Origin of the sequence: Streptomyces rubellomurinus (genome assembly GCF_000961885.1) — a bacterium.
Lineage (GTDB): Bacteria > Actinomycetota > Actinomycetes > Streptomycetales > Streptomycetaceae > Kitasatospora > Kitasatospora rubellomurina.
The window spans coordinates 34,374-48,060 of sequence record NZ_JZKH01000009.1; the positions used below are offsets into that span (position 1 = coordinate 34,374).

General features: G+C 72.6%; 14 protein-coding genes. 4 read left to right on the forward strand and 10 right to left on the reverse strand.

The window, feature by feature from the left end; translation table 11 throughout:
* Window positions 1–86: 86 nt before the first annotated feature.
* The 8 genes from VM95_RS43590 to VM95_RS45570 all read right to left on the reverse strand — a co-directional run bounded on the left by VM95_RS43590 (window position 87) and on the right by VM95_RS45570 (window position 6,247).
* Window positions 87–638, reverse strand: a complete 552-nt coding sequence (locus tag VM95_RS43590) for a hypothetical protein (protein WP_052706622.1) — start codon at window positions 636–638, stop codon at window positions 87–89.
* 218 nt (window positions 639–856) lie between these two features.
* A complete protein-coding gene (locus tag VM95_RS06850; RefSeq protein ID WP_045693132.1) occupies window positions 857–1,828 on the reverse strand; it encodes an ABC transporter substrate-binding protein in 972 nt (323 codons plus the stop codon).
* Window positions 1,829–1,919: 91 nt separating this feature from the next.
* On the reverse strand, window positions 1,920–2,597 hold the full coding sequence (locus VM95_RS06855) for an ABC transporter permease (protein WP_045693133.1): 678 nt from the start codon (window positions 2,595–2,597) through the stop codon (window positions 1,920–1,922).
* On the reverse strand, window positions 2,594–3,262 hold the full coding sequence (locus VM95_RS06860; protein WP_045693199.1) for an ABC transporter permease: 669 nt from the start codon (window positions 3,260–3,262) through the stop codon (window positions 2,594–2,596). Before VM95_RS06860 ends, VM95_RS06855 begins: the two co-directional genes overlap by 4 nt.
* Window positions 3,252–4,448 carry an ABC transporter ATP-binding protein gene (locus tag VM95_RS06865; RefSeq protein WP_078859649.1) on the reverse strand — a complete coding sequence of 399 codons (1,197 nt, stop codon included), beginning with the start codon at window positions 4,446–4,448 and terminating at the stop codon, window positions 3,252–3,254. Before VM95_RS06865 ends, VM95_RS06860 begins: the two co-directional genes overlap by 11 nt.
* Before the next feature lie 518 nt (window positions 4,449–4,966).
* Window positions 4,967–5,386, reverse strand: coding sequence for a rhodanese-like domain-containing protein (locus VM95_RS06870; protein ID WP_045693134.1), 420 nt, complete (start codon window positions 5,384–5,386; stop codon window positions 4,967–4,969).
* A complete protein-coding gene (locus VM95_RS06875; RefSeq protein ID WP_078859650.1) occupies window positions 5,380–5,967 on the reverse strand; it encodes a cysteine dioxygenase in 588 nt (195 codons plus the stop codon). Before VM95_RS06875 ends, VM95_RS06870 begins: the two co-directional genes overlap by 7 nt.
* Before the next feature lie 202 nt (window positions 5,968–6,169).
* On the reverse strand, window positions 6,170–6,247 hold the full coding sequence (locus VM95_RS45570) for a putative leader peptide (RefSeq protein ID WP_425265287.1): 78 nt from the start codon (window positions 6,245–6,247) through the stop codon (window positions 6,170–6,172).
* A gap of 396 nt (window positions 6,248–6,643) precedes the next feature.
* Here VM95_RS45570 and VM95_RS06880 point away from each other — a divergent pair, with 396 nt between their 5' ends.
* From VM95_RS06880 to VM95_RS06895, 4 genes are all read left to right on the forward strand, one after another.
* Window positions 6,644–7,486, forward strand: a complete 843-nt coding sequence (locus VM95_RS06880; protein ID WP_045693135.1) for a nitrilase-related carbon-nitrogen hydrolase — start codon at window positions 6,644–6,646, stop codon at window positions 7,484–7,486.
* 11 nt (window positions 7,487–7,497) lie between these two features.
* Window positions 7,498–9,018 carry a dihydropyrimidinase gene (hydA, locus tag VM95_RS06885; RefSeq protein WP_078859651.1) on the forward strand — a complete coding sequence of 507 codons (1,521 nt, stop codon included), beginning with the start codon at window positions 7,498–7,500 and terminating at the stop codon, window positions 9,016–9,018.
* Between the two features lie 169 nt (window positions 9,019–9,187).
* Window positions 9,188–10,201 (forward strand): TIGR03842 family LLM class F420-dependent oxidoreductase, encoded by a 1,014-nt coding sequence (locus VM95_RS06890; protein WP_045693136.1) that lies wholly within the window; start codon window positions 9,188–9,190, stop codon window positions 10,199–10,201.
* A 114-nt stretch (window positions 10,202–10,315) separates the two neighbouring features.
* Window positions 10,316–11,878, forward strand: a complete 1,563-nt coding sequence (locus tag VM95_RS06895; RefSeq protein WP_045693137.1) for an NCS1 family nucleobase:cation symporter-1 — start codon at window positions 10,316–10,318, stop codon at window positions 11,876–11,878.
* A 124-nt stretch (window positions 11,879–12,002) separates the two neighbouring features.
* Here VM95_RS06895 and VM95_RS06900 read toward each other — a convergent pair whose 3' ends face one another.
* Together VM95_RS06900 and VM95_RS06905 are read right to left on the reverse strand one after the other, a co-directional pair.
* Window positions 12,003–12,920, reverse strand: a complete 918-nt coding sequence (locus VM95_RS06900) for an ADP-ribosylglycohydrolase family protein (protein ID WP_045693138.1) — start codon at window positions 12,918–12,920, stop codon at window positions 12,003–12,005.
* Between the two features lie 134 nt (window positions 12,921–13,054).
* Window positions 13,055–13,651, reverse strand: coding sequence for a TetR/AcrR family transcriptional regulator (locus VM95_RS06905; protein ID WP_045693139.1), 597 nt, complete (start codon window positions 13,649–13,651; stop codon window positions 13,055–13,057).
* Window positions 13,652–13,687 lie beyond the last annotated feature (36 nt).

Consider the following 13,687-nt stretch of genomic DNA (forward strand, 5'->3'; position numbering starts at 1 on the left):
CGCGGCCGCGGCCGCCCGGCGCTCAGGAAGCCGGGCGGATCAGGGTGGGGCGGGTGCGGGTCTGGCGGGACGGCCAGCGGGGCGGGCTAGCGGGACGGCGGGCAGAGCGTGGTGCGCAGCGCGTCGTTGATCTTCGCGGCGGTCTCCGGTCCGAAGCCCTGCGGGTGCTCGGGGGAGGTGAAGCGCTGGTTCGCCAGGTCGACCAACTTCGCGGTGTCCTTGGGGAACTGGTACATCGACTGGCACTGGTTGCGTGCCCGGTCCACGGCCTGGTCGGGCTTGCCGCCGACGATCCCCGGGTCGATCGCGTTCAGCGCGGCGACCAGCTTCGCGGTCCGGTCGGCGTCCGGCTTGCCGGGCAGGCCGGCGTCGGCCGGGGCCGCGGGCTTGGCGGGCGCGGAGGCCCCCGGGGTGGCGCCGTCCGCCGGGGCGGGGGCGGACGGGGCGGGGTCCGTCGAACCGGCCGTGGGGGCGGCGGCGCCGGAGGCCGGGCCGCCGGAAGCGGCGGTCGTGGCGGCGGGGGTGGGGGAGCCCGCCGCGGCCGTGGCGGAGCCGGAGCCCGAGCCGGAGCTGGAGCAGGCGGCGAGGCTCACCGCGGCGAATGCCGTGAGGGTGGCGGCGAGGAGTCGAGTGCGCATGGCGCCACCCTGTCATGTTCGCGGCGCCGAAGGGAAGGTCCCCGGGGCGGCAGCAGGAGGAGCAGCAGGGGTGGCACCAGTGCGGCAGCGACAGGCCGGCGGCAGGGCGACGCGGCAAGGTGCGGAAAGGGAGAGGCCGAAAGGGGCGGGGGCCGGGAGGGGCGGGGGCGGGCCGCCGCCCGTCCCCGCCCCCCTCCCGGCCCGGAGTGCGGTCGGGGTCAGCCGAGGCCGTTGGACTTCAGCCAGTCCTTGGCCACCGTCGACGGGTCCTCCTTGTCCACCGCCACCCGCTTCATCAACGCCGTCAGCCCCGCCGTGTCCAGCTTGGCCGACACCGCGTTGAGCGCGGCCGTCGCGGTGGCGTCCAGCCCCGCCTTGTTGACCAGCGGCGTGACGTTCTGCGCGCCGAAGACGTTCTTCGGGTCGGCCAGCGGAACCAGCTTGAACTGGACGATCTTCGGGTCGGTGGTGAACACGTTGCCGACCTGCACGCCGCCGTCCTTCAGCGCGTTCGCCGTCGTGTCGCCGGTCGGCTTCCACTCCTTGAACGTCAGCCCGTAGACGTCCTTGAACTGCTGCTCGCGGCGGGACTTGAACTCCGGCGGCCCGCCGATGGTGAACTCGCCCGCCTTGGCCGTCAGGTCGGCGATGCTCTTCAGCCCGTACTTGTCGGCGGTCTCCTGGGTGACGCTGAGCGAGTCCTTGTCCTCGGCGGGCGAGGAGTCCAGCACCGCCAGCGAGGCGGGCAGCGCCTTGGCCAGCGCCGCGTTCACGTCCTGCGTGGTGACGGCCGTCGCCTTGGCGTCCAGGTAAGCGAGCAGCGCGCCGTTGTACTCGGGCAGCACGGTCAGGTTGCCGCTCTGCAGCTGCCCGTACAGCACCTCGCGGCTGCCGATGTTGAACTTCTCCTCGACCTTGACGCCCTTGGCCTTGAGCGCCTGCGAGTAGATCGAGCCGAGCAGGACGTTCTCGGGGAAGTTCGCCGAGCCGACGACCACCGTCGAGCCCGAGCCGCCGGAGCCCCCAGAGCCCGCCGCTGTGCCGCTCGCGGACGCTCCGCCGGCGGCCGGGGCGCTCGAACTGCCGCCGAGCGGGTCGCCGCCGGAGGAGCCGCAGGCGGTGGCGCCGAGGGCGAGCGCGGCGAGCGTGCCCAGGACGGCGGCGCGACGGGTTCTGTTGATCGTCGACATGGTGACAGATGTCCTTCCGGAGAGGAGAGGAGAGCAGGAGAAGAGAGGAGAGGAGGGCAGGAGAAGCGAAAGGCAGGAGGAGCGAAGGCGTTCAGCGGCCCCGGCGGCCGGGTCGCGCCCCGGGCGGGAGCGCGTACCGGGAGAGCAGGGAGAACAGCAACTGGGCGCCCACCGCGAGCAGCACCACCAGCAGCGCGCCGCCCGCCGTCACCGCGTACCGGCGTGTCGCCAGCCCGTCGATGACGTAGCGGCCGAGCCCGCCCAGCCCGACGTAGGCGGCCACTGTGGCCGTCGCGATCACCTGGACGGTCGCGGTGCGGAACCCGGCCAGCAGCGTCGGGGCGGCGGACGGCAGGCACACCTGCCACAGCACCTGCGGGTGGGTCAGCCCGACACCGCGCGCCGCGTCCCGCACGTCCGGGTCGGTGCCGCGCACCCCCTCGACGGCGGCCACCAGCAGCGGCGGCGCGGCCAGTGCCACCAGCGGCACCAGCGCGGCGGTGTCGTTCACCCCGGCGAGCAGCACCGTCAGCGTCACCAGCCCGAGGGTCGGCAGCGCGCGGGCGGCGCCCGCGAACGCCGTCACTGCCGTGACGCCGCGCCCGGTGTAGCCGATCAGCAGCCCGAGCGGGACGGCCAGCACCGTCGCGTACAGCAGGGCCTCGCCCGAGAACAGCAGGTGCTCCCAGACCCGGTGCGCGATCGAGTTCGGGCCGCTGTGCTGCTCCGGGTCGGAGAAGAAGTCGGACAGCCAGGTCAGCCAGTTCACGAGCCCGCCCCCTTCTCCCGGACGGCCCACGGCGCGAGCAGCCGCCGGGCGCCCACCAGCACCAGGTCGACGACCAGGGCCAGGGCGGCGATCAGCACGATGCCCGCCACGATCGGGGTCGGGAAGGTGCGCTGGAAGCCGTCGATGAACAGGTAGCCCAGGCCGCCGCGCCCGATCAGCGCGCCGACGCTGGCCAGCGAGATGCTGGCCACCGCCGCCACCCGCAGGCCGGCGACCAGGTACGGCACGGCGGCCGGCAGCTCGACCGCGGCCAGCCGGCGCCACGGCCCGTACCCCATGGCGGTCGCGGCCTGCCGGACGGCCTCCGGGACGGCACGCAGGCCGTCCACGGTGGTCGGCAGCAGGACGGCGAGCGCGTAGAAGGTGAGCGGGACCATCACGCTGGCCTCGGTGGCGAGCCCGGTGTACGGGATCAGCACCACGAAGACGGCCAGCGACGGCACCGCGTAGACGACGTTCAGGACGGCGGACAGCGGCTGGTAGAGCCGGGGGAAGCGGCTGCAGGCCAGGCCGAGCGGGAGCGCGATCAGCAGGCCGATCAGCACGGGGGGCAGGGCGAGCAGGGCGTGGTCGGCGAGCAGGTGGCCGAGGTAGCCGAGGTGGTCGCCGATCCAGTACCAGCGGACGATCGGTTCATCGTCCACCGGCGGCACCGTCCGTTCGGCTGTCGGCTCGGCTGTCGGTTTGGCTGACGGTCGGTGTGCCCGGGGCGCCGTCCTTGCGCAGCGGTACGCCGTCCGCTCTGTCCGCTCCGTCCGCGCCGTCCACGGCCGGTGCCGGGAGCGCCGAGGGTGCTGGGAGCGCTGGGAGCGCCGCGAGGACGGCCTCCCGGCTCGCGGTGCCGGTGGCGCGTCCGTCCGCGTCCAGGGCGACGGCGACCCCGGCGGGGGAGAGGACCGCCGCGTCGAGCGCGGTGCGCAGCGTGTCGGCCTCCGGCCGGAATCCGGCGGCGGGGTGCAAATCGGCGCTGGCGGCAGCGCGGTCGATCCAGCCGATCGGTCGGCGCCCGTCGTCCAGGGCCAACTCCCAGTTCCCGTACCGGAGTCCGGCGTCGACCGGGCGCAGGACGACGGCGCTCGCGGGCCGCAGGCCGAGACCGCGCAGGCCCCGGTCGCGGCCGAGGAAGGCGGCCACGCCGTCGTCGGCGGGAGCGGTCAACAGGGTGTGCGGGTCGGCGAGTTGGGCTATCTTCCCGTGCTCGCGCAGTACCACCACCTGGTCGCCGAGCCGGACGGCCTCCTCGATGTCGTGGGTGACGAACAGCACCGTCTTGTGGAGCTCGGACTGCAGCCGCAGCAACTCGTCCTGGAGCCCGGCGCGCACCACCGGGTCCACCGCGCTGAACGGCTCGTCCATCAGCAGCACCGGCGGATCGGCCGCCAGGGCGCGTGCCACGCCGACCCGCTGCTGCTGGCCGCCGGACAGCTGGAACGGGTACCGCTTGGCGAGGTCGGGCGCGAGGCCGACCAGTTCGAGCAGTTCGGCGGCCCGGGCGCGGGCCCGCTTGCGGTCCCAGCCGAGCAGGCGGGGGACGGTGGCGATGTTGTCGATCACCCGGCGGTGCGGGAAGAGGCCGGCCTGCTGGATCACGTAGCCGATGCCGCGCCGCAGCTTGGCGGGCTCCAGCTCGGCGACGTCGGTGCCGTCCAGCAGGACCCGGCCGGAGGTGGGCTCGACCATCCGGTTGACCATGCGCAGCAGGGTGGTCTTGCCGCAGCCGGACGGCCCGACCAGGACGGTCGTGCGTCCGGTCGGGACCTCCAGGTCCAGGCCCTCGACGGCGATGGTGCCGTCGGGGTGGCGCTTGCCGGCGCCCTCGAATCTGATCACAGGGTGTTTCCTCGTCAGGGCGCCCCGGGGAGGCGGCGCCTGGTCGGTCGTTCGGTCGGCGGCGGCTTGTCGACGGGCGGTGGGCGACGGGCGGTGGTGGCCTTGGCGGGCCGCCGTCGTCGCGCTGGCGCTCGTCGGATCAGCTGCCTGGGCGTTCTTCCGCCCGCGTGGCTGCCCAGCTTCGGACCGGCGGAAACTCCGATCAGACTATGACCTGCGTCATCTTCTGTCGCTCGGTCACCATCCGGAAGGCGGCGGGCTGCCGCCGCCCGTCCGGTGTTCGAGCAGGTCACCGGCACCGGCCGGGTCGCCGGCTTGGCCGGGGTCGCGGGGCTGCCGGGCCTGCCGGGCGCTCCCGAGCCTGCCGGGTGGTGCCGAGCCTGTCGGTGCCACCGGGGCTGGCGGCGACCTCCGGTGCTGTCAGTGCTAGCCTACTTTGCCGGTGATAGCCGATCTGTTCACGCTACAGGCTGGGCCGGATGCAGCCCAGCCTGTCGGAGATTCCACTCCTGTCGGCGCTAGGACTCCTGCCGAGGCTCGTCCGCCGAGCCCCGGCCGCCCTGACGCGTCGGCAGGCCGGCGGCCGCCCAGCCGACGAACCCGCCGTCCAGGTCCGTCGCCCGGTGCAGGCCCAGCTCGCGCAGCGAGGCGGCGGCAAGACTGGAGGCGTAGCCCTCCGAGCACACCACGATCACCTCCACGTCGTAGCCCCGCGCCTCCGGGATGCGGTGGGAACCGGTCGGATCCAGCCGCCACTCCAGGACGTTGCGCTCGATGATCAGCGCTCCCGGGATCTCCCCCTCCGCCGCACGCTGCGCCGCCGGACGGATGTCCACCAGCAGCGCGCCGTCCAGCCGGGCCTGGTAGGCCTCCCGGGCGCGCGGACGGTGGACGCCCTCGCGGGCGCGCTCCACCAGGTCGTCGATCGTCGTCACCACTGTTCCGGTCCTTCCTCGGAGGTGCGAACGAGCCCACCGGCCCGCAGGTCGTAGTGCGCCATGGAGCTGAGCGGCGGCGAGTAGGCGTGCAGGGTGACGGCCGGGCCGACAGCGGTGTTGCGCACGTCGTGCACGTACTCGGGCCCGAAGGCGCGGGCGGTGCCGGCCGGGATCCGGCGGATCAGCAGCCCCTGGTCGGGCCCGCCCAGGGACAGCTCCTCCAGCTCGCCGAGCGCGACGGCGAAAGCGCCGCGCGAGCCGCCGTGGTCGTGGAAGCCGGTCGACTGGCCGGGCAGCCAGCTGATCAGCCACACCTCGTGGTCGTCGTCGGCCGCCAGACGCCGGTACCAGCGCTCCTCGGTGGAGAGCCGGACGTGGTGGATCCACTGCTCGGGGCGCTCGGCCAGCTCGCGGACGACCGTCCGCAGGGCGCTCGGGCTGAGCGGCGTACGGGCGCCGGCCGTGGCGTCGGCGGGATCGGCGAGGTGGGAGAGGTCGGCGAGGTGGGAGGGGTCGGCGGGTCCAGCGGATTCGGCGGGTACGGCGGCCGGTGCGGCCGGTGCTGTGCTGCTCGGGCTCATCGGGGCGTCCTCGGGTGCGGCGGGAACGTCGGCAGGGTGCGCCCGGACCGGCCTGCGGCGGTACGCCCGGGCACCCGGAGGTACGACGGGGTACGGCGGGGCGCGCAGGACGCGGAAGGGCGACGGGTCAAAACTGCGGGAGCGGGTGCGCGGCGCGGGCCCTGGCAGGCGTCACAGGGCGGGACCGGCGGGAAGGGCTAGGTCAACAGGCACAGATGGAACTCGCCTGGCGTCGCAGATCGACGTGCAGGCGGCAGACCAGAGTGGTGCTGGTGTCCATGCGTCGGATCCTTTCCGAGCGGAGCGGACGAAGTCAAGCCGGACCGGCCGCAGTCGGCCCGCGCGTGTCCTCCCGGGTCCTTCCGGGTCCTCCCGGGTCCTCCTGCGCCCGGCCGGGCCCCGCCGTCCCGTATGAGTAAGGAGCCCACTCCCGGGGTAGATGACCGTTTCATCCCACCCACGCCTACCCGCGTGTCCGCGCCACAAGATCGCCCCGGACACGTTGCCGTCAACGTATTGTCAGGCCACCGAGGCCCGGCCTACCGTCTACAGATCGCTTTCTACGCACGTAGACACCTGCGGTTCCCCCCGGGGACCCGCAGGCGAGACCCGCCCCGTCAACCCTCAGACCGCTGGCCCGACCGCACCGCCGGGCCACGGAGTTGCGGAGGTACCCATGTCGCAGATCGTCCGTGCCGCGCTCGTCCAGACCCGCTGGACCGGTGACCAGGAGAGCATGATCGCCCTCCACGAGCGGTACGCCCGTGAGGCCGCCGCCCAGGGCGCGCAGATCATCGGCTTCCAGGAGGTCTTCAATGCCCCGTACTTCTGTCAGGTCCAGGAGCCCGAGCACTACCGCTGGGCCGAGGCCGTCCCGGACGGCCCGACCGTGCGCCGGATGCGCGAACTCGCCCGCGAGCTGGGACTGGTGATGGTCCTCCCGGTCTACGAGGAGGAGCAGACCGGCGTCTACTACAACACCGCGGCCGTGATCGACGCGGACGGCAGCTACCTCGGCAAGTACCGCAAGCACCACATCCCGCAGGTCAAGGGCTTCTGGGAGAAGTACTACTTCAAGCCCGGCAACCTCGGCTGGCCCGTCTTCGACACCGCGGTCGGCAAGGTCGGCGTCTACATCTGCTACGACCGCCACTTCCCCGAGGGCTGGCGCGCCCTCGGCCTGGCCGGCGCGCAGATCGTCTACAACCCCTCCGCCACCAGCCGCGGCCTGTCCGCCTACCTCTGGCAGCTCGAACAGCCCGCCGCCGCCGTCGCCAACGAGTACTACGTCGCCGCGATCAACCGCGTCGGCACCGAGGAGTACGGCGACAACGACTTCTACGGCACCTCCTACTTCGTCGACCCGCGCGGCCAGTTCGTCGGCGACGTCGCCTCCGACAAGGAGGAGGAACTCGTCGTCCGCGACCTCGACCTCGACCTGATCGAACAGGTCCGCCAGCAGTGGGCGTTCTACCGGGACCGCCGGCCCGACGCCTACGGACCGCTCGGCGAGGCCTGAGGAGCAGCGCGATGACCACCCGCGACCCGCACCTTCGCGACCCGCACGTCCGCGACCCGCACCTTCGCGACCCGCACGTCCGCGACCCGCACCTTCGCGACCCACTCCTTCGCGACCCGCAGCGGCGCACCGTCGTCCGCGGCGGCCTCGTCATCACCGCCACCGACGAACTCCACGCCGACGTCCTGATCGAGGGCGAACGCATCGTCGCCCTCGCCGCCACCGGCAGCGCCGCCGCCGAGGCCTGGACCGCCGACACCGTCATCGACGCCACTGGCCACTACGTCATCCCGGGCGGCGTCGACGCCCACACCCACATGGAACTGCCGTTCGGCGGCACCGCCGCCTCCGACACCTTCGAGACCGGCACCCGCGCCGCCGCCTGGGGCGGCACCACCACCATCGTCGACTTCGCCGTCCAGCCGGTCGGCGGCACCCTGCGCGAGGGCCTCGACGCCTGGCACGCCAAGGCGGACGGCAACTGCGCCATCGACTACGCCTTCCACACCATCGTCTCCGACGTCAACGACAGCGTCCTGAAGGAGATGGACACCCTCGTCGACTCCGGCGAGTCCACCTCCTTCAAGCTCTTCATGGCCTACCCCGGCGTCTTCTACAGCGACGACGGCCGCATCCTGCGCGCCATGCAACGCGGCGCCGCCAACGGCGCCCTGACCATGATGCACGCCGAGAACGGCATCGCCATCGACGTCCTGGTCGAGCAGGCCCTCGCCGCCGGACGCACCGCCCCCCGCTACCACGGCGAGGTGCGGCGGGAGTTGCTGGAGGCCGAGGCTACCCACCGGGCGATCCGGCTCGCCCAGGTCGCCGGCAGCCCGCTCTACGTCGTGCACGTCTCCGCCGCGTCCGCCCTCGCCGAAATCGCCGAGGCCCGCGACGCCGGCCTCAACGTCTTCGGCGAGACCTGCCCGCAGTACCTCTTCCTCTCCACCGACAACCTCGCCGAAGAGGGCGCGGACGGCTTCGAAGGCGCCAAGTACGTGTGCAGCACGCCACTTCGGCCCCGCGAACACCAGGACGCGCTCTGGCGCGGGCTGCGCACCAACGACCTCCAGGTGGTCTCCACCGACCACTGCCCTTTCTGCTTCACCGGGCAGAAGGAACTGGGCCGCGGTGACTTCTCGAAGATCCCCAACGGCCTTCCGGGCGTGGAGAACCGGATGGACCTGCTGCACCAGGCCGTGGTGGACGGACGGATCACCCGGCGCCGCTGGGTCGAGATCGCCTGCACCACCCCGGCCCGGATGTTCGGCCTGCACCCGCGCAAGGGCACCATCGCGCCGGGCGCGGACGCCGACCTCGTCGTCTACGACCCGACCGCCGTCCAGACCGTCTCCGCCGCCACCCACCACATGAACGTCGACTACTCGGCCTACGAGGGGCGCCAACTCACCGGGCGCGTACGGACGGTGCTCTCCCGCGGCACCGTCGTGCTGGACGGCGGCGACTGGCGCGGCCGGGCCGGGCACGGCACCTTCCTGCGCCGGGACACCTGCCAGTACCTGGTCTGACCACCCTGTCGTTCCGAAGCTCCGCCGTTCCGGCTGTTCGGCCTGTTCCGGCCGCTCGGCTGTACCAGCTGTACCGGCCGTTCGGCCGTACCGCTGTTCCGCAATTCCGTTCCGCCGCCCGGGGCGTGGCATCCCGGGCGGCCCCCTCCTCGTTCCTGGAGCCGTACCCATGGACATCGGCCTCGTCCTGCAGACCGACCCGCCCGCGCGCCTGCTCATCGACCGGATGATCCGCGCCGAACGGGCCGGGTTCAGCCACGGCTGGACCTTCGACTCCTGCGTGCTGTGGCAGGAGCCCTTCGTCATCTACAGTCGCATCCTCGCCGAGACCGAGCGACTGGTCGTCGGCCCGATGGTCACCAACCCCTCCACCCGCACCTGGGAGGTCACCGCCTCCCTGTTCGCCACGCTCAACGACATGTACGGCAACCGCACCGTCTGTGGCATCGGTCGCGGCGACTCCGCGATGCGCGTCGCCGGCCGCCGCCCGGCCACCCTCGCCCGGCTCTCCCAAGCCATGCACGCCGTCAAGGAGTTGGCCGAGGGCCGGACCGTCGAGGTGGACGGCACCGAGATGCACCTGCCGTGGGTGGGCCCGGGCGCCGAGCTGCCGATCTGGATGGGCGCGTACGGGCCCAGGGCACTCGCACTGACCGGCCGTCAAGCGGACGGATTCATCCTGCAGTTGGCCGACCCCTACCTCACCGAGTTCATGGTGAAGGCGGTCCGCGCGGCCGCCGCCGAGGCCGGACGCGACCCCGACTCCGTCACCATCTGCGTCGCCGCACCCGCCTACGTGACCGCCGACGACTCGCCCGCCGCGCTCGCCCACGCCCGCGAGCAGTGCCGCTGGTTCGGCGGCATGGTCGGCAACCACGTCGCCGACCTCGTCAGCCACTACGGCGAGCACTCCGACCTCGTCCCCGACGCCCTCACCGACTACATCAAGGAACGCCAGGGCTACGACTACAGCCACCACGGGCGCGCCGACAACCCGGACACCGCCTTCGTCCCGGACGAGATCGTCGACCGCTTCTGCCTGATCGGACCGCCGCAGGCCCAACTCGCCCGCCTGGAAGAGCTCCGCTCGCTCGGCGTCGACCAGTTCGCCGTCTACGCGATGCACGACGCGATCGAGGCCACCATCGACGCGTACGGGACGGACGTCATTCCCCGGCTGTAGCCCACAGCCGGCCCCGCTCCCCTTCTCCCTGCTCCTTCCTCCCTTCTCCTTCTCGTTCGGTTTCCCGGACCGCTACCCATCGCATGACCTCAGTCGCAGCAGAAGGGAGTTGCCATGGCGGAGACCGCGGCGAGCGGCGGCGGACAACGCCGGCACCCCGATGGACGGGTCGAACTCGACCCGTCCATCGAGGAGTTGCCACCCAACGGCTTCACCAACGACGACCTGCGCCCGGTGCCGGTGGCGCGGCGCACCTGGACGACGTACAACTTCCTCGCCCTCTGGGTCGGCATGGCCCACAACATCCCTTCGTGGACGCTCGCTTCGGGCCTGGTCGCGCTCGGCATGGACTGGAAGCAGGCGGTGCTGACCATCGCCCTGGCCAACCTGATCGTCCTGGTGCCGATGCTGCTCAGCGGGCACGCGGGGACCAAGTACGGCATCCCGTTCCCCGTCTTCGCCCGGGCCGCGTTCGGGCTTCGCGGCGCCAACCTGCCGGCCCTCGTCCGCGCAGGGGTCGCCTGCGCCTGGTTCGGCATCCAGACCTGGATCGGCGGCGAGGGCATCTACCTGCTGGCGGGCAAGCTGCTCGGCCGGTCCTGGCGCGAGGCGGCCGAGGTGGCCGGCTACCCGTGGACGCAGTGGCTGTCCTTCCTGGTGTTCTGGCTGATCGAGATGGTCATCATCGCCCGGGGCATGGAGGCGCTGCGGCGCTTCGAGAACTGGGCGGCGCCGTTCGTGATCGCGGGCGCGCTCGCACTGCTGGTGTGGATCACCGTCAAGGCGGGCGGGTTCGGGCCGCTGCTGTCCCAACCGTCCGCGCTGGGCTGGGGATCCGGCTTCTGGAAGGTCTTCTTCCCGGCGCTGATGGGCATGATCGGGTTCTGGTCGACGCTGTCGCTCAACATCCCCGACTTCACCCGCTTCGGTGGCAGCCAGCGGGCCCAGATCCGTGGCCAGGCGCTCGGCCTGCCGACCACGATGACGCTGTTCGCGCTGCTGTCGGTGCTCGTCACCTCGGGCTCGCAGGCGGTCTACGGCGCTCCGGTGTGGGACCCGATCCAGCTCGCCGCGAAGATGGAGAACCCGGTCGGCATCCTGTTCGCGCTGCTGACCGTCCTGGTCGCGACGCTGTCGGTGAACATCGCCGCCAACGTCGTCTCGCCGGCCTACGACCTGGCCAACCTGCTGCCCCGCCTGGTCAACTTCCGTACGGGGGCGCTGATCACGGGCGTGGTCGGGATCGTGATCTTCCCGTGGCGGCTGATCGCCGACCCGCACGTCTACATCTTCACCTGGCTCGGCGTGGTCGGCGGCCTGCTCGGGACGGTCGCCGGGGTCCTGATCGCCGACTACTGGCTGCTGCGCGGCACCCGGCTGCTGCTCGCCGAGCTGTACCGCCCGGGTGGCGCCTATTGGTACGCCGGCGGCTGGAACTGGCGGGCCGTCGCGGCACTCCTCATCGGCGGTGTGCTGGCGGTCGGCGGCTCGCACTCCGCCGTCGACGCGCAAGGCGTCAAGCAGGGCCCGTTCCCGGTGGACGGGATCATCCCGTTCCTCAAGCCGCTGGCCGACTACGGCTGGGCGGTCGGCTTCGCGGGCGCCGCCGTGGTGTACACGGTGCTGGCGTGGCGGACGAGGGGGGCGAGGGGCGGGGAGGTGGCAGCGAACGGATAACAGCGAACAGATGACAGATTTCAACATCTGTTATCTGTTCGCTGTTATCCGTCGGTTGTTCGTTGTTCGCTGTCAGTTGTTCGCCGCTGCCACGACGGCGGCGCAAGCCGCAGCCCCACGGCCGTCAGTGGGAGTGCGCGGCCCCGTCCACCCAGTCCGGCAGGGCCTCGCGGGCGGCGAGCCAGGCGGCCGGGACGTCGGCCGTCCCGGTGCGGGCGGCGACCACCCCGCCCGCGATGGCACAGGTGGTGTCCTTGTCGCCCCAGCCCTCCAGGGTGTGCCAGAGCGCTTCGGGCAGCGAGTCCAGGTGCCCGGCGGCGGACCAGAGGGCGAACGGCACGGTGTCCGGGGCGGAGATCATCAGCCCCGAGCCGAGTACGTTCGCGGCGTGCCGCACGCTGGTGTGCGCGGGCATCCGGGCGGCGATCCGCAGGCCGGAGCGGACGTCGCCCGCCGGCAGCCGTCCCGCGATCTCGGCCAGCAACTCGGAGCGGCTGGGCGGGACTTCGCCACGGCAGCGGACGGCCAGGGCGGCCGCGAGCGCCACCGCCACCGCGCCGGCCACCGCCTCCGGGTGGAAGTGCGTGGTGAGCGCCTGGAGTTCGGCCTGCCGGGCCGCCTGCGCCAGGTCGTCGGCGAACCAGGCGCCGAGCGGGGCCACTCGCATGGCCGCGCCGTTGCCGTACGAGCCCTGGCCCTCGAACTGGCCGGAGGTGACCGCCCGCCAGTCCTCGCCGGCGGCGATCGCGCGCAGGACCCGGTGCATCGAGGGGCCGTACTTGCGCTGGTACTCGCGGGTGTACTCGGCGGCGAACTCCCGGGCCAGCACGTCCTGTCGGACCTCGCCGTGCTCGGTCAGGTGCCGGACGAGGACGAGCGCCATCGCTGTGTCGTCGGTCCAGTGCCAGGGTGCGGGACGGGCGAGGCGCGCCGCGAGGGCGGCCGGCGCCTCGTCGGGCGGGACCGAGAACCAGCGGTCGCCGAAGGCGTCGCCCAGGGCGAGTCCCTGCAGGCTGTCCAGGACCGGGTCGGCCGCACGCATGTCATCCTCCAAGTGAGATCAACTGTGTGCGGAAGCATGCCGGACGGGCGCGGCCGGGTCGACCGGGTTTCTCCCCGGCCGTCCCGCCCGCGCCCGTGCGGCGGCCCGTTCGCGCCCGTGCGGTCAGCGGCCGGTCACCTGGCTGCCTGCAGCCCGCCGATGACGAGCTTCCAGACGGCGTCGAAGCGGTCGTCCGCCTTCGGGTCGGACCAGGTGGCCGCGTAGGCCGGGTCGTGGAAGGGGGCGGTGGCGTCGAAGACCGCGCGGGCGGTGTTCTGGATGTGGGTGAGCTTGAACTCCTTCGCGTCCACACCGACGTGGATGATCTCGGCGATCTGGCCGATCAGGGTCTCGATGTGCTCCTCGACCAGGCCGCTGTTCTCGTCCGTCAGCACCTGGTAGGTGGCGAACAGCTCGGGGTCGTCGAGCGCCTTCTTCCGCTTGGTGGCGAAGAGCGTCGTCAGCCAGCTGTGCAGCCGTTCGGAGGCGGTGCCGAGGCCTTCGTCGGTGGAGATGACCTTCAGCTGCCGGTTCGCCTGGTCGAGCCAGCGCTGGTTGACCGCCTCGCGCAGCGCGGTCTTGCTCGGGAAGTGGCGGTAGACGCTGCTGTGGCTGACCCCGAGGCTGCGGGCGACGTCCACGACGGTGGCCTTGGCGGGGCCGAACCGCCGGAAGACGTCCTCCGCGGCGATCAGGATCTGCTCGGCGGTGAGTGGGGTGTCCGAGGTCACGATGGCCGTCCTTCGGTGGTGCTGGTGAGGGGATGG